This window comes from Comamonadaceae bacterium M7527 (assembly GCA_021044545.1).
Classification (GTDB): domain Bacteria; phylum Pseudomonadota; class Gammaproteobacteria; order Burkholderiales; family Burkholderiaceae_C; genus RS62.
The window spans coordinates 1,806,611-1,827,201 of sequence record CP087990.1 but is presented as its reverse complement, the minus strand read 5'-3'; the positions used below and the strand labels follow the sequence as shown (position 1 = coordinate 1,827,201).

Annotated in this window: 20 protein-coding genes and 2 pseudogenes; 5 read left to right on the top strand and 17 right to left on the bottom strand. The window is 54.7% G+C overall.

What is annotated here, in order from left to right; genetic code table 11:
• Window positions 1-11: 11 nt before the first annotated feature.
• Together LN050_08815 and LN050_08810 are read right to left on the bottom strand one after the other, a co-directional pair.
• A complete protein-coding gene (locus tag LN050_08815) occupies window positions 12-935 on the bottom strand; it encodes a LysR family transcriptional regulator ArgP (protein ID UFS55870.1) in 924 nt (307 codons plus the stop codon).
• A 121-nt stretch (window positions 936-1,056) separates the two neighbouring features.
• A complete protein-coding gene (locus LN050_08810) occupies window positions 1,057-2,010 on the bottom strand; it encodes a DUF2817 domain-containing protein (GenBank protein ID UFS55869.1) in 954 nt (317 codons plus the stop codon).
• A gap of 128 nt (window positions 2,011-2,138) precedes the next feature.
• On the opposite strand from LN050_08810, the gene LN050_08805 reads away from it, so the two are divergent.
• Window positions 2,139-2,645: a flavin reductase family protein gene (locus tag LN050_08805; protein UFS55868.1), complete on the top strand. Its 507-nt coding sequence runs from the start codon at window positions 2,139-2,141 to the stop codon at window positions 2,643-2,645.
• Window positions 2,646-2,661: 16 nt separating this feature from the next.
• Complete coding sequence (locus tag LN050_08800; GenBank protein ID UFS55867.1) at window positions 2,662-3,570, top strand: DMT family transporter; 909 nt, start codon at window positions 2,662-2,664, stop codon at window positions 3,568-3,570.
• Window positions 3,571-3,595: 25 nt separating this feature from the next.
• On the opposite strand, the gene LN050_08795 is transcribed toward LN050_08800, so the two are convergent.
• A complete protein-coding gene (locus tag LN050_08795; GenBank protein ID UFS55866.1) occupies window positions 3,596-5,689 on the bottom strand; it encodes an acetoacetate--CoA ligase in 2,094 nt (697 codons plus the stop codon).
• Window positions 5,690-5,880: 191 nt separating this feature from the next.
• On the opposite strand from LN050_08795, the gene LN050_08790 reads away from it, so the two are divergent.
• A complete protein-coding gene (locus LN050_08790; protein ID UFS55865.1) occupies window positions 5,881-6,486 on the top strand; it encodes a 2OG-Fe(II) oxygenase in 606 nt (201 codons plus the stop codon).
• 9 nt (window positions 6,487-6,495) lie between these two features.
• Here LN050_08790 and LN050_08785 read toward each other — a convergent pair whose 3' ends face one another.
• The gene (locus LN050_08785; protein ID UFS55864.1) at window positions 6,496-7,449 is read right to left on the bottom strand and encodes a LysR family transcriptional regulator; all 954 of its coding nucleotides are present in this window, start codon (window positions 7,447-7,449) and stop codon (window positions 6,496-6,498) included.
• Window positions 7,450-7,551: 102 nt separating this feature from the next.
• Here LN050_08785 and LN050_08780 point away from each other — a divergent pair, with 102 nt between their 5' ends.
• Entirely contained in the window at window positions 7,552-9,060 is a 1,509-nt protein-coding gene (locus LN050_08780; GenBank protein ID UFS55863.1) for a CoA-acylating methylmalonate-semialdehyde dehydrogenase, read from the top strand.
• Window positions 9,061-9,087: 27 nt separating this feature from the next.
• Here the strand turns inward: LN050_08780 and LN050_08775 are convergent.
• Window positions 9,088-9,647 (bottom strand): annotated as a pseudogene (locus tag LN050_08775) (cob(I)yrinic acid a,c-diamide adenosyltransferase).
• 100 nt (window positions 9,648-9,747) lie between these two features.
• On the opposite strand from LN050_08775, the gene LN050_08770 reads away from it, so the two are divergent.
• Window positions 9,748-11,154: an FAD-binding protein gene (locus tag LN050_08770; GenBank protein UFS55862.1), complete on the top strand. Its 1,407-nt coding sequence runs from the start codon at window positions 9,748-9,750 to the stop codon at window positions 11,152-11,154.
• On the opposite strand, the gene LN050_08765 is transcribed toward LN050_08770, so the two are convergent.
• The 12 genes and pseudogenes from LN050_08765 to LN050_08710 form a co-directional block, all read right to left on the bottom strand.
• A complete protein-coding gene (locus tag LN050_08765) occupies window positions 11,151-12,113 on the bottom strand; it encodes a ParB/RepB/Spo0J family partition protein (GenBank protein ID UFS55861.1) in 963 nt (320 codons plus the stop codon). The genes LN050_08770 and LN050_08765 overlap by 4 nt on opposite strands.
• A gap of 9 nt (window positions 12,114-12,122) precedes the next feature.
• Window positions 12,123-12,682: pseudogene (locus LN050_08760) on the bottom strand (alpha/beta hydrolase).
• Between the two features lie 8 nt (window positions 12,683-12,690).
• Complete coding sequence (locus LN050_08755; GenBank protein UFS55860.1) at window positions 12,691-13,464, bottom strand: AAA family ATPase; 774 nt, start codon at window positions 13,462-13,464, stop codon at window positions 12,691-12,693.
• 136 nt (window positions 13,465-13,600) lie between these two features.
• The gene (rsmG, locus tag LN050_08750; GenBank protein UFS57376.1) at window positions 13,601-14,230 is read right to left on the bottom strand and encodes a 16S rRNA (guanine(527)-N(7))-methyltransferase RsmG; all 630 of its coding nucleotides are present in this window, start codon (window positions 14,228-14,230) and stop codon (window positions 13,601-13,603) included.
• An 86-nt stretch (window positions 14,231-14,316) separates the two neighbouring features.
• Window positions 14,317-16,356, bottom strand: a complete 2,040-nt coding sequence (gene mnmG, locus LN050_08745) for a tRNA uridine-5-carboxymethylaminomethyl(34) synthesis enzyme MnmG (protein UFS55859.1) — start codon at window positions 16,354-16,356, stop codon at window positions 14,317-14,319.
• 130 nt (window positions 16,357-16,486) lie between these two features.
• The gene (gene minE / locus LN050_08740) at window positions 16,487-16,744 is read right to left on the bottom strand and encodes a cell division topological specificity factor MinE (GenBank protein UFS55858.1); all 258 of its coding nucleotides are present in this window, start codon (window positions 16,742-16,744) and stop codon (window positions 16,487-16,489) included.
• 6 nt (window positions 16,745-16,750) lie between these two features.
• Window positions 16,751-17,566, bottom strand: coding sequence for a septum site-determining protein MinD (gene minD / locus LN050_08735; protein ID UFS55857.1), 816 nt, complete (start codon window positions 17,564-17,566; stop codon window positions 16,751-16,753).
• Window positions 17,567-17,702: 136 nt separating this feature from the next.
• Window positions 17,703-18,485 carry a septum site-determining protein MinC gene (gene minC, locus LN050_08730; GenBank protein UFS55856.1) on the bottom strand — a complete coding sequence of 261 codons (783 nt, stop codon included), beginning with the start codon at window positions 18,483-18,485 and terminating at the stop codon, window positions 17,703-17,705.
• 424 nt (window positions 18,486-18,909) lie between these two features.
• On the bottom strand, window positions 18,910-19,407 hold the full coding sequence (locus tag LN050_08725; GenBank protein ID UFS55855.1) for a Spy/CpxP family protein refolding chaperone: 498 nt from the start codon (window positions 19,405-19,407) through the stop codon (window positions 18,910-18,912).
• 139 nt (window positions 19,408-19,546) lie between these two features.
• Window positions 19,547-19,747 carry a heavy-metal-associated domain-containing protein gene (locus tag LN050_08720; protein ID UFS55854.1) on the bottom strand — a complete coding sequence of 67 codons (201 nt, stop codon included), beginning with the start codon at window positions 19,745-19,747 and terminating at the stop codon, window positions 19,547-19,549.
• A gap of 23 nt (window positions 19,748-19,770) precedes the next feature.
• Window positions 19,771-20,061: a copper-binding protein gene (locus tag LN050_08715; GenBank protein UFS55853.1), complete on the bottom strand. Its 291-nt coding sequence runs from the start codon at window positions 20,059-20,061 to the stop codon at window positions 19,771-19,773.
• Between the two features lie 27 nt (window positions 20,062-20,088).
• Window positions 20,089-20,589 (bottom strand): cupredoxin family protein, encoded by a 501-nt coding sequence (locus LN050_08710; GenBank protein ID UFS55852.1) that lies wholly within the window; start codon window positions 20,587-20,589, stop codon window positions 20,089-20,091.
• Window positions 20,590-20,591 lie beyond the last annotated feature (2 nt).

The following is a 20,591-nucleotide window of genomic DNA, read 5'->3' as shown; positions in this document are numbered from 1 at the left end:
GCAGTAAGCGCCTATGTGTTGCTTGGCGCCCGCAAGCTCAACCTTGCCGCATCGCCCAAAGATGCACTGAGGTTGGCCAGCACAGCAGAGTCTAGGTTCCAGCAATGCCAGTACAGGTTGACCCAGTGGCTGTAACCGGGCTGCAAATGCACCAACTCGCCGCGATCGACCAGGACTTGCACCAACAAACGCGGCAACACAGCCAAGCCCCAGCCTGCTTGCGTGGCCCGCACCTGGGCGTTACTTGACGGCGTGAATACACGGCGCACGGTGGGCGCACTGATACCAAATGCGTTGGTAACAAAGTCACGCGGTATATCGTCTTTGCGGTTGTGTGCCACAAAGGACTGACGGTGAAAGTTGTGCGCGGTCAGCCCGTTGGGCAAATAGCTTTGTACATACTCGGGTGAGGCGACCGCGATGTAATCCATGCTGCCCAAGGCCACCATGCGGCAACCGCGTAAGGCTTGATTCATAGAAGTGACGCAACCCATCACCTGGCCTTGACGCAACCAGTCCTGGGTAAAGGCTTGATCGTCGGTAATGATTTCAACCGGCGCGCCTGAGCGGGCCAAACTATCCAGTGCGGGCAACGCCCATGTGGCAATGCTGTCGGCATTAATGGCCACAGACACGCCCTCGTCTTCGCGCCCACTGCCTTCATGGCCGGGGGCGATGTCACGCCACTCGCGCTCAAGGTCTGCACGCAACAAGCGCAACATTTTGGTGTGCTTGATAAACAACTGCCCTGCCGACGTGGCGCGCAGTGGCCTGCTGCGTACCACCAACACCGTGCCAGCTTGTGCTTCCAGGGCACGCAAGCGCTGAGATACCGCCGACTGCGTGATGTTGAGGCGCTGCGCGGCACGCTCAAAACCACCCTCCTCCACGATGGCGGCCAAGCACTCTAGGGCTTGTGGATCTAGGTTGTTCATGTGGTCTCCGTCTTTTTATGGTCGCGCTTTTATCAGCAACTGGGCCGTGACACACTCAAATGGCCACTTGTGTGGCCGGCACAATGGGGTTGTAGGGCGTTGACCTGCGCCGTTGGCAGACCTACTTTTGATCAGGATGCAAATGCTCACCCTGTTGAACAAGGTCGCTGTAGCGATCAAATAACAAGCGGTTTTGCATCCACTCCAGCAAGTCACCCCACATCTGCCTGGTGTCTTTTAGGCTGGGCGGGTCTATGGCATGCAACAGTTCGACAGTCACCACAGGTACGTGGTACTCCAACGAGCCATAGTTACCCATTGAGCCGGGGTAAATGCCCAGCTGGTCCAGGTGTAAGCGCCCCAGCTTCTTAGGCGGTGTGAGCGCACCGTCAAAGTCCAAAATGCCATAGGGCGCATGGATACTCACGATGAGGTCTGGTTGAAAAGACTGGATTTCGCTTAACAGGAACTGTGTTTCGGGCTCAGAGCCAGCAGACGGGCCCGGCCAGCGACGCGGGTCTCGGCCTGTGCGTTTTTCCCAGTACTGCTTGGTCTCGGCCTCCCAGTTTTTTGTGGGAAAGTTGCGATTCAAGTCCACGCCGTTGGCGTTCATGCGCTTGGCAGGCCTGGCCAACATACCGTCTGGATTGAGCAGCGGAATAAAGCGCCAGTAACCAATAGCGGGCTGGTCTGTGGCCAACTGCAACCAACGCATGGTCAATGTGGTGGAGGTGAGCTCGTCACCATGAATGCCGCCCACCACCATCACGCGCAGCTGCGGTGAGTGCGCGCGCACATCTACCCGGTACAGCGCCTGACCGTCAACGCTGCGCCCAGCGGTGGGCACCAAGCCTGAGGTACGACACAAACCACTGGTCAGTTCGGGTACGCGAGCCATCCAGTCCTGGCAAATAGCCTGGTCAAGCCGTTGGGCAAAAGCGTCTGGTGCCACGCCGCCGTGGCGGCCCTTGGCCTTGGCCGCCGCACCGGCCTCTACCGGCAATATGGCTGACAAACCACAGGCGATCACCAAAAGTGGGTGTATGGCGCGTGCGCGCCAACTGAGAGTAAGCACGTTCTGCTGCATGCTTGTACAAAAAAACAACATAACGCAATTGTAGGCAGAAGCGACCGCCCCAACATCACACCAGGCAAGAAACGGGTTGGGACAACGCACACAAGCGCTATGCGTTAGATTAGCGCATGTCACAAAATACCCCTCAGGCGCCATTGAGCGTCGAACCCCAATCTTTAAAGCACGCCTTGGCGCAATTTGCCACAGGCGTTGCCATCGTCACCACCTGTGACGAACAAGGCCAATACGTGGGTCTCACCGTCAACTCCTTTAACGCGGTTTCACTCACACCGCCGCTGTTACTGTGGAGCGTAGACAAGCATTCACGCACACTGCAAGCGTTTGAGCATGCCAGCCACTTTGCCGTACACATATTGGCACATAAGCAGCAAGACTTGGCCATGCGTTTTGCCAGCCGCGTCGAGAACCGCTTTGCAGACTTGACGCTGGGTACAGGCTTGGGCGGTGTGCCATTGATTGGCGGCGCCTTGGCCACGCTGCAATGCCGCACCCACCAACGCGTAGCCGCTGGCGACCACATCATCATGATTGGCTGGGTGGAGGCCTTGTCTGAGGCCAACGGTGAACAAGCCGCACTGGGCTACCACCGCAGCCAATTTGTGCCTGTGGGCTAATCGTGGCGCTTGCCCAATGACCAACAACATCAAACGCCACCAACACCTAGACCGCTTGGCCGTGGGCCTGCTCATTGCCTGCTGCGCGTTTTGGGGCTTGCAACAAATTCTCATCAAGGCCACGGTTGATGAAGTGCCGCCCATGTGGCAAGCAGCGCTGCGATTTTGGGGGGCTACCGCGCTGTTGTGGCTTTGGTGCCGTGTGCGTGGCGTGGCATTGTTTGGCCGCGACGGCTCGCTGTGGCCTGGCCTGTTGGCGGGCGGCTTGTTTGCGCTGGAATTTGCGTGTATTTACCTGGGGCTGCAATACACCAACGCGTCTCGTCTCACAGTGTTTTTGTACAGTTCTGTCTTTGTGGTGGCCTTGCTATTACCGCGCTTTGTACCCAGCGAACGCTTGCGCAGTGTGCAGTGGATAGGTTTGCTGTTGGCGTTTTGCTCAGTGGCATTGGCTTTTTCTGAGGGCTTACTGAACGACACCACAGGCCACTGGCGCGGTGACTTGCTGGGCCTGGCAGCCGCCGTGTTTTGGGGCCTCACAACACTGGTGCTGCGCACCACGAGGCTGTCTGTGTTGTCGCCTGAAAAGACCTTGTTTTACCAAGTCGCTGGCGCAGCGCTTGTAACGCCACTGTTGTCACTGGCCACATCTGAAGCATGGCACTTGTCATACAGCGCAGCGGCTTGGTGGTCATTGGGCTTGCAAACGGTGGTGGGTGCATTTGCCAGCTACCTCACCTGGATGTGGCTGCTGCGTCACTATCCGGCCACGCGTATGGCGTCTTTTACGTTTTTAACGCCTGTGTTTGCCTTGGTGTTTGGCGTGGGCTTTTTGAGCGAGGCCTTGAGCTGGCAACTGGTGGTCGCCATTGCCGGTGTGGGTGCTGGTATCTGGCTGGTCAATCAGAAACAGGCCACCACATAAACCGTGTTATCGGTGTGCCGCGGCTTTAAGCAGCGGCCCTGCCTTGCGCAAACGCTTGGTACCACGGCAAGCAAGCGGCATTAGACATGGCGTCTGGGTTGAGCACTTTGGCCAAGTCCTGGCCCAATAGCATTTTTTTGATGGGCAACTCCTGTTTTTTGCCGCTGAGTGTGCGCGGGATGTCTGGTGCTTGCACCATTACATCTGGCACAAAGCGTGGGCTTACCGCTTGTCTGATGGCGCTGACCAACTCGTCGCGCAACACCTGATCTAACGAGACGCCATCGCGCAACACCACAAACAAAAGCAACTCGCTGTTGCGCCCCAAATACTCCAGGTCAATGACCATGCTGTCCAGCACCACAGGCAGGGCTTCAACAGCGGCGTAGATTTCACTGGTGCCCAAGCGCAAGCCATGGCGGTTGATGGTGGCGTCGCTGCGCCCGAAGATGGTGCACGCGCCATTGGTGTCAACTTTGAGCCAGTCGCCGTGTCGCCACACGGGACCAGCGCTGGCCGGCGCATCACCGCCACCGGGTAAGCGGCCAAGGCCTGCAGGGTAGCTGTCAAAGTAGCTACCAAGCAAACGCTGGCCGTCAGCATCGCCCCAAAAATACAAGGGCATGGATGGTAGCGGCTGGGTGCAGACCAACTCGCCCACATCACCCACCACAGCTTGACCCTGGTCGTTCCAGGCATGTACCGCGCAACCCAACATGCGACACTGCATCTGGCCTGCCACTTGCGCCAGCTCTCGATTGCCGCCAATAAAGGCGCCGGCGAAGTCGGTGCCTCCCGATATATTGCACCACCAAAGCGTTTGCTCAACACCTGCCTTGGCATACACCGCTGCCATTTGCGCCGTACCCCAGTTTTGTGTATCTGCGCTCAGCGGTGAACCCGTAGTGCCCCACGCGCGCACAGCACCAAGATCGCCACAACTGGCCACGTCCAAACCCGCCTTCATGGCGTTGGCAAAAAATGCTGCACCTGCGCCAAAAAAGGTGACGCGCTCGGCCGCTGCCATACGAAACAACACACCCCAATCGGGCGTGTCTTTGCGGCCACTTGGGCTGCCGTCGTACAACACACAGGTGGTGCCGTTGAGCAAACCACTGATTTGCGCATTCCACATCACCCAGCCGGTTGAGCTGTACCAGTGGTAGCGCTCACCAAAGCTGTTGTCTGCATAGCTGCAGCCAATGTCGTTATGCAGCGTCTTAAGCTGCAACGCCACAATAACGGTGCCGCCATGGCCATGTACTATGGGCTTGGGCAAGCCCGTGGTGCCGCTGGAGTACACCACCCACAAAGGGTGATCAAACGACACGGCTACAGGTGCAAACGCGTCAATATCGGCGCTGCGCTGTGCCACCACTTGAGCCCACACCGCTTGACTACGGCCTGGCCACTGGGGCCAATCAGTGACTTGCCCCAACGTATCAACCTGCACCACATGGCGCACACTGGGCAAGGCTTGCACCAGCTCATTGACCACCGGCGTGCGGTCCAACTGCTTGCCGCCGTAAGTTACGCCGTTGCAGGCTATCAGCGCGGTGGGCTCAATTTGGGCAAAGCGGTCCAGCACGGCCTTGGTGCCCATGTCTGGCGCACACACACTCCACACCGCGCCCAGACTGGCAACAGCCAGAAACGCCACAGCGGTATGCGGCGTATTGGGCATGTAAGCCACCACGCGATCGCCCATGCCAACACCATTGGCTTGCAAGTGCCTGGCCACAGCACGCACCTGATGGGCCAACGCTGGCCAACTCATTTCCTCGCGCTCACCGCGCTCGTTGTGGGCAATAAAGGCAGGCATACCCGCTTGTTCTGCCGGGCGCACATGGCGCAACACCTGCGCGGTGTAGTTCAGCGTGGCACCCTCAAACCACTTGGCCCCCGGCATCACGTTGTGCGCCAACACACGATCAAAAGGCGTGGCGCTTTCCAAGTCAAAGTAGTCCCAAATGCTTTGCCAAAACGCTTCCAAGTCGGTGGTAGACCACTGCCAAAGGTCTTCGTAGCTGTCAAAGCGCACGCCACGCTTGTGAAACAACCAGTCTTGATACAAACGAATTTGTGGCGTGTAGGGCGGCGTTGTTGTCAGGGTGTTCATGGTGTCGAATGGTCGCACATACGCCCAGCTTTTGCGCTTCGCCTGGGTGACAGGCCTGCCCAATGTCACCGCAGTCGTGTATAAGTTTTGCCAACAATCGGCCGTTATCAGCCATCAGCGCGGCTATGCTTCAGGCTTGCCATACGCACACCCCACCATGCCACCAACCCTGTTGCCTATTCACTGTCTGTATGTTCAACCTGTCTGAGTCATCGCTACACCTGATTACAGAGCGGCTGCACAGCTGCGGCTGGTGTGTAGTGGATGATGCATTGCCTGCTGAGGCGGCCTTGGCCTTGGCCGCACATGCAGCGGCGCTGCCAAACGAGGCTTTACACCGTGCGGGTGTGGGGCGGGCCGGGCAACATCAAACCCTTGATACGCTTCGCCGTGATCATATTGTGTGGCTGGACGAGCAGTGCATGCCTGATGACATATGGCTTGGCGCGATGACGCAGCTGCAGCAACACCTAAACCAACAGTTGTATCTGGGCTTGCAGATGTACGAAGCGCATTACGCGCGCTACCAACCGGGTGATTTCTACGGTCGACATGTGGACGCGTTCAAAGGCCAGTCCAACCGCGTGGTGTCAACGGTGCTGTACCTCAACGGCAACTGGCCTGTTGACAACAGCGCCGGTGGTGAGTTGGTGCTTTATACACATGAGGCCAGCCATCACATCAAGCCGGTACTGGCCAGGCTGGTGGTGTTTTTAAGTGAAGGCTTGCCGCATGAAGTGTTGCCCGCCGCGCGCACGCGCCACAGCATTGCGGGCTGGTTCAGGGCTGGTGGTTGAGACACGCAGTCAGGGTGCGCAGTCAAACCCCGGCGCAAAGCAGTGGCGCAGGTGTTGCAGCAGCAACGTCACTGCCTGCGGTACATGATGGGCATAGGGGCGCAAAACGTATAGGTTGGGGGCAAACACACCCACGGCCCGCCAAGTGGGCAGCACTTGCACCAGTGCGCCAGCGCGCAACGCGTCTTGCGCGCTAAAGTCTGGCAGCAAGGCAATGCCCATGCCTGCCAGCGCAGCGTCGCGCAGCGACTCGCTGTTGTTGGCAGCGAATGATCCAGCCACCGCGACGGTTTGTGCAGCTATTTGCTTGCGCTTTTGCGAAGCCTCAAAACGCCACATAGACCCACCTTGCGCGCGCGGGTAGGTCAAGCACTGGTGCATGGCCAGCTCTTGCGGACTTTGCGGCGCCCCCGATGTGGCCAGGTAAACAGGACTGGCCACCACCACCGAGCGCGTATGGCACAACAAATGGGCCACCGAGGTATCTGGCGGCGACGACACATGGCGAATAGCCACATCAAAACCTTCGTTTGTGAGGTTCACCAAGCGATCAGACATATCCAGGTGAATGCGTATGCCGGGGTAACGCTGAAAAAACGCAGGCAAATGTTTAACCAGTTGCTGGCGTGCCAACGCCACCGGCGCACTCACGCGCAGCAAGCCACGCGGCTCGCCAGCAGCATCTTTGGTCTGCGCCAGCGTGCGGCTGATGTGCTCAAACGAGTCGCGGGTGTCGTCTACCAGCTGCTGTCCTTGCTCGGTAAGTCGCACGCTGCGCGTAGTGCGTTTAATGAGTGGCACACCCAAGGCCTCCTCCAGCTCGCGCATGCGCTGGCTAACCGCTGCCTTGCTGACATTCAAATGCTGCGCCGCAGCCGTAAAACTGCCTTGTTGCTCCAATACCGCCAACCAATGCACATGGCCCCACCAGCCCTGGGTTTTTTGTTTGTCTACGTTATTCATGTGCATATTGTTCACTATTTTGAACAATCGGTTTAGCCAAACCCCATTGATGACATCCACCGCAATCCCTACACTGCCAGCACAACCAATCAAGGAGAAAATGTGAACCACATTGCACACCACGTAAACGGCAAGCCATTTGCAGGCACCAGCCAACGCACACAGGCGGTGTTTAACCCCGCAACGGGACAACAGACAGCCACTGTGGCACTGGCCAATGCTGCTGACGTCAATACCGCCGTTGCAGCAGCCCAGGCCGCATTCCCTGCATGGGCAGACACACCGCCCATTCGCCGTGCGCGCGTGTTGTTTAAGTTTTTAGAGCTGGTTAGAGCCAACGAAGACGCCTTGGCCCAAGCACTGACCAAAGAACACGGCAAGGTATTCACAGACGCCAAAGGTGAAGTGCAACGCGGCATTGACATCATTGAATTTGCTTGCGGCATCCCACAACTGCTTAAAGGTGACTTTACCGAGCAGGTGTCTACCAACATAGACAACTGGGTGATGCGCCAGCCTTTGGGTGTGGTGGCCGGTGTAACACCTTTTAACTTCCCAGTCATGGTGCCCATGTGGATGTACCCCGTGGCCATTGCCTGTGGCAACACCTTTGTGCTCAAACCCAGCCCAACCGACCCAACCCCCACACTGATGGTGGCTGAGTTGTTTAAGCAAGCTGGCTTGCCAGACGGCGTATTCAACGTAGTGCAAGGCGACAAGGAGTCTGTAGATGCATTGCTAGAGCATCCAGACGTTAAGGGCCTGTCGTTTGTAGGCTCAACACCGGTGGCCAACTACATTTACGAAGTGGGCGCACGCCATGGCAAGCGGGTTCAAGCCTTGGGTGGCGCAAAAAACCACATGGTGGTCATGCCAGATGCAGACGTCAACCAGGTGGTAGACGCGCTCATGGGCGCGGCCTTTGGTTCAGCCGGCGAGCGCTGCATGGCCATTTCTGTGGCCACGTTTGTAGGAGACGAGATTGCAGGCAAAGTCATGCCTTTGCTGCTTGAGCGCGCCAAGGCACTCAAGGTGTTAGACGGCATGAACCTGGCCGCGGAGATGGGTCCCATCGTGACCGACGCAGCACGCCAGCGCATTCGCGGCTGTATTGACGCTGGTGTAGCCGAGGGTGCCACACTGTTGCTAGACGGGCGTGAGTTTGACGGTGCCAAGGCTGGCGCCGACTGCGACGCAGGCTTTTGGTTGGGTGCCACCATCTTTGACAACGTCACCACAGACATGTCCATACACAAAGATGAAATTTTTGGCCCCGTACTGGCATGTATGCGCGTGGCCACATTTGGTGAAGCGGTAGACCTGATTAATGCGCACGAATTTGGCAACGGCGTGGCTTGCTACACCAGCAACGGCCACACCGCACGCGAGTTTGCGCGCCGCATACAAGTCGGCATGGTTGGTATCAACGTACCAATTCCTGTGCCTATGGCGTGGCACGGCTTTGGCGGCTGGAAGCGCAGCTTGTTTGGCGACACACACGCCTACGGTGAAGAGGGTGTGCGTTTTTACACCAAGCAAAAGAGCGTGATGCAGCGCTGGCCAGAAGCAACAGACAAAGGCGCAGAATTTGCCATGCCTGTAGCGAAATAAACCAGCTACGCTCGCATTGCCAGCGGCTTACCCGCCGCTGGCCAAGCGTGCACTTTTCCAATACACATCGTCGCCACCATCCAGCCTGTTGAGTACCCGGGCTAATACAAACATCAAGTCGCTCAAGCGGTTTAGATATTGACGCGGTGCGTCGTTAATGACCTCTGCATTACCCAGCGCCACCACCTCGCGCTCAGCGCGCCTGGCAACGGTACGACACACGTGGGCTTGTGATGCAGCCCGCGTACCCGCTGGCAATATGAACTCTTGCAGCTTGGGCAGCTGTGCGTTGTAATGTTCCAAGGCTTGGTCTAGCTGAAGCAGCGCCTCTGGCTTTAACAGCTCAAAGCCCGGAATAGACAACTCACGCCCAAATTGAACAGCTGGTGCTGCACATCAATCAACAGCTCTCGCACCGGCTCGGCCATGCGCTCACACAGCAGCACACCAATGTTGGAGTTGAGCTCGTCCACATCGCCCATGGCACGCACGCGCAAACTGTCTTTGGACACACGCTCGTTGTTACCCAAGCCAGTGGTGCCGTTGTCGCCTGTACGCGTTGCTATTTGTGAAAGGCGGTTGCCCATAAGTGACCTACTGTTATCTTCAAACGCGTAATAATGCCACGAAGTGTTAGACCTCACCTGTTGAATGACTCACCCAAACAACGCCACGCACGCCATAGCCATGAACGCACCGCTACCTGCCATCGCGCCTAGAGACATACCCATTGCTTTTACCCAAGCGCTAGAGGCACGGTTTGGTGCGCAATATAGCCAAGCCATGGCCGTGCGTGAACAACACGGGCGAGACGAGTCTGCATTCACACACGTACCCCCACCGGCCGGCGTGGTGTTTGCGCACAACACCACCGATGTGGCTGATGCTGTCGCCTTGGCCGCGCGACATCTGGTACCCGTCATACCCTTTGGCGTGGGCAGCTCGCTAGAGGGACATTTGCTGGCAGTGCAAGGCGGCATCAGCATAGATGTGAGTCGTATGAACCAGGTGTTGTCTATTGACGCAGACGACTTGACCGTAACGGTGCAGCCGGGCGTCACACGCCACGCCGTGAATGCGGCGGTTAAAGACATGGGCTTGTTCTTCCCAATCGACCCCGGCGCAGACGCCAGCATTGGTGGCATGTGCGCCACGCGCGCCAGCGGCACCAATGCCGTGCGTTACGGCACCATGCGTGAAAACGTATTGGCACTTGAAGTAGTCACTGCCAGTGGTGAAGTGATTCGCACGGGCACTCGCGCCAAAAAATCCAGCGCAGGCTATGACCTCACCCGCTTGATGGTCGGTAGTGAAGGCACGCTGGGCGTGATGACAGCAATCACACTCAAGTTGTTCCCGCTGCCAGAAGCCGTATCTGCGGCGGTGTGCTCATTCCCCAGCATTGAGGCAGCTGTGCGCACCACCATACAAATCATTCAAATGGGCGTACCCATTGCACGCTGCGAATTTTTAGACGGCAAAACCGTGGGTATGGTTAACAAGCACGCCAAGTTAAGCCTGCGTGAAGAGGCCATGCTCTTGATGGAGTTTCACGGCTCACCCGCAAGCGTCAAAGAGCAGGCCGAAATTGTGCAAGAACTGGCCACAGAGCTAGGCGGTCAGTCTTTTGAATGGGCCACCACACCCGAAGAGCGCACCAAACTATGGACCGCCAGGCACAACGCCTACTTTGCAGCGGTACAAAGCCGCCCTGGTTGCCGCGCCATTTCTACAGACACTTGCGTACCCATTAGCAAGCTTGCCGACTGCTTGCTGGACTCGGTTGTTGAGGCGGACGCCACCGGCTTGCCCTACTTTTTATTAGGCCACGTAGGCGATGGCAACTTTCACTTTGGCTACCTCATAGACCCCAACAGCGCGTCTGAACGTGCCACCGCGGAAGATCTCAACAACAAGTTGGTGACCAGGGCTTTGGCACTGGGTGGCACATGCACAGGTGAACACGGCGTTGGCCTGCACAAAATGGATTTTTTACGCACCGAAGCCGGTGACGGCGCCGTGGCCATGATGCGCGCCATCAAGAAAGCGCTTGACCCACTCAACATCATGAACCCAGGTAAGATTTTTTCTTAAGTCGCCTGCGCGTGGCCGCGCAGTCTATCAATTAGCCCGTTGAGCTCGGCCAGGCTACCAAATGACACGGCCACCTCACCCAGCTCTTCAACACGGCTGCCGCGCTTGACGCGCTTTTTCACGCGCACTTCAACTACCGCCGCCAATAGGTCTGACAATTCTTCTTCTATGCGCTTTGTGTCGCGTGACTTGTCTGCCTTGAGTTTCTTGCTGGGCACCAAATGAAACTCGGCGGATAACTTTTTAACCATGGATTCGGTTTCACGCACCGACATTTTTTTGGCCACAATCTGATTGGCTGCCGTAATTTGAGTGGCGCGCTCCAACGCCAGCAGGGCGCGTGCATGGCCCATGTCTATGTCGCCGGCCATGAGCATGGTTTGCACAGGCTCCGCCAAATTGAGCAAGCGCAACAAATTGCTGGCACCACTGCGAGATCGGCCTACGCTTTGCGCGGCATCTTCGTGGGTTAGGCCAAACTCCTTAATAAGTCGCTGCAAGCCTTTGGCCTCTTCCAGTGGGTTGAGGTCTTCACGCTGCATGTTCTCTATCAGCGCCATGGCCGCAGCTGCCCTGTCGTCCACATCGCGAATCAGCACTGGTACCTCTAGCAAACCCGCCAACTTGGCAGCGCGTGAACGCCGCTCGCCCGCAATGATCTCGAAGCGTTGATTGGCCAAAGCCTTGCCACTAAGCGGCTGGTACTTGCCAGTGCCATCAATGGGGCGTACCAATATAGGCTGCATGATGCCTTGCGCCTTGATGCTCTCGGCCAACTCGTACAAAGCGCCCTCGTCCATGTGCGTGCGAGGCTGATACACGCCGGCTTGCAGTTGGTCCAAGCGCAGGCTTGAAGGTGTGTCTGTGCTGTTTGCTGCGCCAGCAGGCGTGTCGCTAACGGCTGGGCCTAGCAAAGCCTCCAGGCCGCGGCCCAGGCCTTTTGTTTTCTTGGTTGCCATGTTGTTTGTTTACTCCAAAAGTTGTTGCAGACGGCGCCAGCCATAGGGCCAATCGCCCAAACCTGAATCTGCATTAATGTGTCCGGCATCAGTCATACACTGCACCGTTGCACCCCACTGCATGGCCAGTGCTTGTGTACTGACCCAGCTGGAAAACGGGTCGTTGTCGCTGCCCAAAACCACTGCTTTGAACGGTAAAGCCTTTGTTGATGCGGGTTGCCAGCGTGCCACCGCTGGTGGAGTGTTGGCCTGCGCCAAGTCTGGCGGGGCCACCAGCAATGCGCCAACAACCCAATGGGCGTGTTGTGAATGCGACGCCATGCGGCCAGTAAATGACAGCCCAAGCTATGCGCTGCAACAGCAAAACGCGGCGTGGTCGTTTGTGTTTGCTTTACAACATCCAGCATGTGCTCTTCAAGTGCGGCAACCCAGTCGCCACGCAAAGGCTGCTCCCAATCGTGTTGTTGCACACGCTGTGCCCCAAACAACTGTTCCCAATAGGTCTGCCAATGGCCCTGGCCTGAATCCAGCCAGCCTGGCAACGTCAGTACGGTTGTACCTTGTTGCATAACGGCGGTTATGGCTTTGTGCCCATGCGCTGCACCATCTCAGCAGCAAATTCAATAAAGGCCTGTGAGCCTTTGGCTGCAGGGTCAAACACCACACCTGGCAAGCCGTAGCTGGGTGCTTCGGCCAAACGTACGTTACGCGGTATCACTGCGTTGAACACCTTGTCGCCAAAGTGCGTTTTAATCTGATCGCTGACTTGTTGTTGCAAGGTGATGCGCGGGTCAAACATGACGCGCAGCAAACCAATCAACTCAAGATCGTTGTTGAGATTGCCGTGCACCTGTTTAATGGTGTTCACCAAATCACTAAGGCCCTCAAGCGCAAAGTATTCGCACTGCATGGGCACAATAACGCCGTGCGCCGCACACAGGCCATTAAGCGTGAGCATGTTTAGCGACGGCGGGCAGTCAATCAGCACAAAATCATAGTCGCTGGCAACACTTGCAATGGCATCTTTTAAGCGATTTTCGCGGTTGTCCAGATCCACCAGCTCTACTTCAGCGCCGGCCAACTCGCGGTTGGCACCTAGTACGTCATAGCCGCACGCTTTGCTGTGCACCTTGGCGTCACTTAGTGACGCACTGCCCCACAACACGTCGTACACAGTGTGTTCCAAGATGCGTTTATCTACACCAGAGCCCATGGTGGCATTGCCTTGCGGGTCAAGGTCAATCATGAGTACGCGCTGCCCCACTTTGGCCAAGCCCGCAGCCAGGTTGACTGTCGTGGTGGTTTTACCCACACCGCCTTTTTGGTTGGCTACGCAGAAAATTTTGGCCATATGCTGGTACTCGGATGTAAATGTCGTGCAATGCGCACAAATTACAAAGCCCCCATTGTCGTGTCTTGAGGGCTTTGCGCGCCTAAGCTGCTGAATTTGCGCAGTAGGCTTAGTTTACGTGATAGCGCCTAGAGACTCAGCCCTTATCTCTTAGCCAAAACACACAACGCTGCGCATCAAGCCCGGGCACTTTAAGTTGTTCCACGTGAAACATGTCAACCCAACTGGGCAGCTGGACTATTTCCTGCTCTGGGTGCTGACCCTTCATGGCCATCCAGAAACCTGTTGGCTTTAAAGCTTGACGAGACCAGGTGGTGAAATCTGCGAGAGAGGCAAAGGCGCGCGATGTCACCAGGTCGTATTGTGTTGTTAACTTTTCAACCCGGTTGTGTATGGCTTTCAAGCGACCGCCCAAAACAGCCGCAGGTAACTGGGCCGCTACCTGCTGTACAAAGGCAGCTTTTTTGGCCACCGTATCTACGCAACTTACCCGTAGCTCAGGACACACAATGGCCAACACCACGCCAGGCAAACCGCCGCCGGAACCCACATCCAACAAATCTATTTGCGCCGCGTTTCCCCAGCCTTGTTCAGCCAATTGCCGCTTAAGCGCTGGCACCACCGACAAACTGTCCAACAAGTGGTGGGTTAACACTTCGTTGGGGTTTCGTATGGCTGTAAGGTTGTAAACCTTGTTCCATTGCAGTAACAACTGGGCATATAACTGCAAGGCTGCGGCTTGCTCTATGGACACGACCACGCCCATGCTGGCTGCGGTTTGTTGCAACAGTGCCGGGTCCTGTAATTGATCTTGCGCGTTGGCAATAACAGTCAAATGAGTCGCTGCAACCATCAAGCTGCCTCGCTGGTGCTTGGCTTTGGCTTGGCCGACTTGGGCGCAAAGTCTGGCTTAATGCCTATTTTCTTTAAATGCACCAGCAGCAAGGAAATGGCGGCGGGTGTCACACCAGATATGCGAGATGCCTGGCCCAATGTTTGGGGGCGCTGCTGATCAAGTGTTTGTCTCACCTCAAAGCCTAAAGCTGCCACGTTCAAATAGTCAAAGTTATCTGGCAATGGCAGGTTCTCGTAATAAGACGAGCGCTCGATTTGATCCTTTTGCCTGTCAATATAGCCTTGATATTTCAGGCCAATTTCAACTTGCTCAATCACCGCGGCACGCAACACTTGCTCGTGTTCCTCCGTCCATTGATCAGACGTGTCACCTGATATAAGCCCTTTATCTGCTGCCGTGGCAAATATGTCTTGCGCATATACACCATCATTCATCGCAACCAAGGCTTGATAGTCAACGCCAGGTCTACGCAACAAGTCTGCCAAGCTGTATTCACGCTCCAAGGGTTGGCCAACGACCCGAATGGCTTCAGCTTTGGGCAGATTTTTAGGATTCACCCATGTTGTACCAAGGCGTTGTGTTTCACGTGAAACAATATCCCTCTTGCGGTTAAACGCATCCCAGCGCATGTCATCCACCAAACCCATTGACCGCCCTATTTCTGTGAGTCTGGCGTCTGCATTGTCTTCACGCAATTGCAAACGGTACTCGGCCCTGCTGGTAAACATGCGGTAAGGCTCGGTAACGCCCTTGGTAACCAAATCATCTACCAACACGCCCAGATAGGCTTGATCACGTCCCGGCAACCAGGGGCCTTTTCCTTGAACTTGTAGTGCGGCATTGATGCCTGCAAACAAACCCTGAGCTGCGGCCTCTTCGTAACCTGTCGTTCCATTGATTTGTCCGGCAAAAAATAAGCCTTTAATGGATTTGGTCTCAAAAGTGTTTTTTAATGCGCGTGGATCAAAGTAGTCATATTCAATGGCATAGCCTGGGCGCACAATATTGGCATTTTCCAGACCCTTCATTGAACGCACCAGGGCAAACTGAATATCAAACGGCAAGCTGGTAGAAATGCCGTTGGGGTAATACTCGTGCGTTGTCAAACCCTCTGGCTCTAAAAATATCTGGTGGCTTTCCTTATCGGCAAAGCGATTCACCTTGTCTTCCACACTTGGACAGTAGCGGGGGCCAACGCCTTCAATCTTGCCCATGAACATGGGGCTTCTGTCAAAGCCACTGCGAATAATGTCGTGTGTTTGCTCGTTGGTGTGCGTGATCCAGCAAGGTATTTGTTGTGGGTGCATGCCGGCGTGACCCATGTAACTCATCACCGGTATGCCACCGTCCTCCCGCATACCACCCGGTGTGCCATCACCTGGCTGCGCCTGGCACCTGGAAAAATCAATGGTGCGCCCATCCAGGCGCGGCGGCGTACCCGTCTTGAGTCTGCCTTGAGGCAGTGACAATTCTTTCAAACGTGCCGATAAACCCACAGATGGTGGATCACCTGCCCTGCCGCCTGCAAAATTATTCAGACCTACATGAATTTTTCCGTCTAAAAACGTACCGGCTGTTAATACCACTGTGCCCGCATAAAACTGCAAACCCACTTGCGTTACAGCACCAACGACACGGTCACCTTGCACAATCAGATCTTCGACTGATTGTTGGAATATTTGCAAATTGTCCTGATTCTCCAGCGTGTGCCTAACGGCTGCCTTGTACAACACGCGATCAGCCTGTGCTCGTGTGGCCCTTACTGCTGGGCCCTTTGAACTATTGAGAACCCTAAATTGAATGCCCGCACTGTCAGTGGCCAATGCCATAACGCCGCCCATGGCGTCCACTTCTTTTACCAAATGGCCTTTGCCAATACCGCCAATGGACGGATTGCAACTCATTTGCCCTAGAGTTTCTATATTGTGCGTGAGCAGCAAAGTGCGACAACCCATGCGTGCGCTGGCCAATGCGGCTTCGGTGCCGGCATGACCGCCACCGACCACAATCACATCAAAAGTTTCTGGATAACGCATAAGAGACCAAATCGTAGTTGTACACAAAGCTGTTGTATTAACTGCCTATTTTAGTGCCATGCATAAAAAAACCACCTGCTCAGATAACTGCACAGGTGGTTGAAGCTGCCACGAATAGAAAAAGCTGGGCTTAGTTGCTATCGGGTAACTCAATTTTGACTTCAAGGATTTCCATATCGGCGTCACGTTCAAGGTTAACCTTGATGTCGTTGGCGTCAATCTTGATGTACTTGGAAATAACCGCTACCAAGTCACGCTGCAGCGCTGGCAAAAAATCTGGCACCGACTCGCGGCCACCGCGCTCATGCGCCAAAATGATTTGCAAACGCTCTTTGGCAACGTTGGCTGTTTTCTTCTTCTCACCTGTGAAGAAAGACAAAAGAGACATAAATACTTACCTCCCACCAAACAAGCGTTTGAGTAGGCCAGCCTTTTGAGCGTCTACAAAGCGCAAGGGGCGCTCTTCGCCCAAAAACCGGTCAATCACATCTTTATAGGCTTCAGCCACATCTGTACCTTGCATGTGCACAGCTGGTAAACCTTGGTTAGACGCTTGCAACACGGTTTCAGACTCTGGAATAACGCCTATGAGCTTGACGCGCAAGATATCTTGAATATCGTCTAAAGACAACATTTGTCCGCCTTCAACACGGCTGGGGTTGTAGCGCGTAATGAGTAAATGCTCTTTTATAGGGTCTGCGCCGTCTATGGCGCGCTTAGTCTTTGAACTGAGCATGCCCAAAATACGATCAGAGTCACGCACTGACGATACTTCTGGATTGGTTACCACCAAGGCCTCATCGGCAAAGTGCATGGCCAACAACGCGCCTGTTTCTATGCCCGCGGGTGAATCACACACAATGTAATCAAATGCCATGGCTTTCAAATCGTTGAGCACTTTCTCAACGCCCTCAGCCGTCAAGGCCTCTTTGTCGCGGGTCTGTGAGGCCGCCAATACATACAGCTTGTCGCTTTGCTTGTCTTTGATCAGCGCTTGATTCAAAGTAGCTTCGCCTTGAATGACGTTGATAAAGTCGTACACCACCCGACGCTCACAGCCCATGATGAGGTCTAAATTACGCAAACCCACATCAAAGTCAATCACCACTGTTTTTAGGCCACGCATGGCCAAACCACTTGCAAAACTCGCGCTGGTGGTTGTTTTACCAACACCACCTTTACCCGACGTAACGACAACAATTTTTGTCATGTGCTCTACCTAAGAAACCTAATGAAATAAACCCATACGAACGGCATTCTTACCGTCTTTTGCGCTTTTAACGCAAGCATTCACACCAAAGAGTTTAACGGTGTTTAAGCGCTAATTGAGTGGTTAAGGCCTTGGCTTAACGAGAAATAGCTTGATAAATCAAGCGTTCCTGCCCTTCTTGAACTTGCAAAGAAACATAGGCGGCAGCGCCGTGCACGCCAGCTGGCAAGCCCTCATCAATGCTTTGGTAAATACCAGCAATAGAAACCAGCTCTGGCTCAAACGTTAAAGCAAATACACGTGCTGACGTATCGCCTCTGGCCCCGGCAATGGCCCTACCCCGCAACGGCGCATACACATGAATATGACCATCAGCAATCACTTCAGCGCCTGCGTTGACCATGGCCATGACCACCAAGTCACCGCCCTTTGCATAAACACGCTGCCCAGACCTCAGAGGTTTACTCACCACCATTGCAGCTGGTGCCAGCGCTGGTACTGACAACACCGCATCAGACGCGGCGCCTGAACTTTTGTCTGTACTTGAACTTGTTTGCTGTGATGCCGCTTGATTGTTTAAGCTTGCTGGACTGGCCATCCACACCAAGTTATGCGTTGCCAGCTCTGTTTTCCAAGATTCGGGTACACCTCTGACCGCGAGTGCAATCATATTGAAAGCCTTCAACATCTCAAGCCAGGTAGGCCAATCAATGTCACAAAGGTTTACGCCTTCATCCACAGCGGCTGACAAATCAATGACAACGGCGTCTTGATCAAAAAAGTCTGGAAATTCGGCAAACCGTTGGTTTAATTCGGCGCCGATGGCCTGGGTGTCCAAGGTTTTAAACATCACCGCTACCAAGCCAAGGTGAGCACTTTTAATGTCAAAGCATGAGGGTTGTTGGCTTGGTGTCGTCACGGTAGGCGTTTAAAAAAAGGGGCTAGGTGTCAAAACAAAACCCATCTTAGCAGTGATAAAGCCCATCAACAGCAGTAGGTTGGCCTGATATTGAGCTGGTCCAATCAAGTTGTCCTGTCTTATGGTTTTAATTCTTTAAATAAAAATAGTAGTAGTAGTAGAGCAGCGGGTTTTGTGTTGATAACCACATTATCTGCATTGAAAACAACCAACAACTGCCAGTACAACTGTGAGAAAAGCTGGCTTATGACGGGTTGATACTTAACCAACAACTTTTAGAAAATGGTACCCGCTGTGGATAAGCTTGTGGTTGTTCAATTTGCGTGCACAGGCTTATCCACAGATTACATTTTGTTAAATTGTTTGCTTGTGTTTTTAGCAAAAAAAAGCTAGGGCCACACCTTCTAAACCACGTGATATGGCTTTAGTGGTCGTCGTGATCGCCTCGGTTGCCTCGACCACCGCGATGCTTATTCATTTTCTTACCACCCATTAGCTGTTGAAACGCATGGTCAAAAACGGTTTGTTGTGAGGGTGTGAGTTCAGTGTAAAAGCTGCGAATCGCATCGGTACGCACTGTCATATAGGCGTCTCGCTGCTGCTTCATGGCCAGCATTGCGTCTAAACGCTGGGGCGTTGTCATGGCTTTCATGGCATCGCGCTTGGCGCTTTTTGCCTCTTCATTGCCCATAGCTTTCGAGGGCCGCTGCATCGCTAACTGAAAGTCACCCCAAGCGCCTTCTTGTGCCGCAGTAATCGCCAGCTTTGCCTTTAGCTCACCCATGCGCTGCTGCATTGCTTTGCCGTGCTGGTGGCTTTGATTGCTAGGGTCGCCGCCATGGTTGCTGGCCAAGACCAAGCCAGACACCACCATGGCGCTGGCGACAACACCCAAACCTATGACACGTTTTATTGAAGACATTACACACTCCTAATATGGACCAAGCCAAGGCTTCATCAACCCCTTGTTGACTATGCTGCTTGGTATGCGAGTGAGTGTGCGCGGCCTGTGTGTCGCCCACTTAAGACTTGTGTAATGTCTTTGTAAAGTTCACATGCGTTTAAGCCGTAACCGTATAGCCCTCTGCTGTGATGGCCTCTATAAACGCTTGCACGGCTTGATCCGATGAGATAGTGGCACTGTTATGCGCCCTGTCTATGTGTGCTTGTGCATTGATGTCTACAGACTTGATGGCTGTCATTACGGCTTTTTCGCAGTGAGCGCAGGTCATACCCGTTATGGTGAGTTGAATGGTGTTCATGGGCTTTTACGGTGTTAGGCGTTTTAAGGTTGCACGGTGATGTCGGTGATGACCATGCGCTGGCCATCCATCTCTACATGAAACAAGACTTTATCGCCCTTCTTGATGCCGGTGATTTGATTTGTATCAACCACGTCAAAAACCATGGTCATGCCTGGCATGTCTAGGTTGGTAATCTCACCGTGTTTAATGGTGAGCTTGCCGCGCGGTGCATCAATGCGCTTGACCTCGCCCGTGGTCATAGTCTTGTCACCAGCGGCAAATGCGGTGGTGGTAGCAGCAACAACGAGGGCCAATAGTGTGTTTTTGAGCATGGCGAAATTCCTTAAAAATGAGTTGGTTTACTTGTTGACCTGAACGTAGCCCTTCATACCCGCGTCAAAGTGACCGGGTTGAAGACACGCAAAATCAACCGTGCCGCTGGTGGTGAAAGCCCACACAATGTCGCCGGTTTCGTTGGGTGCAACCGATGCGGTTTGCGGGTCGTCGTGTTGCATGCCCGGAAATTTCAGCATTTGTTGATAGTGCAAAGCCAGTTCTTCGGGTGTGCCAATGGTCATCTCGTGTTGCACAGCGCCACTGTTTTTAACGATGAAGTGCACCACGTCGCCTTTTGTTACCTGCACGTTTGCTGGCGTAAATCGCATGTTGTCTGTCATATCGATGGTGACGGTCTTGGTGACCTGGTCCATGGTGGCAGCTTGTCCAATGGGGGAATCACCATGACTGCCATGGCCACCAGCGTGGCTTCCGGCTGCCAAGGCCAGACCAGCCAGGCTAGAGGCAGCGGCGAACGTTGCTGCGGCAGTGATGGTTTTCAGGTGTGTGCTGTGTGTTGTCATGA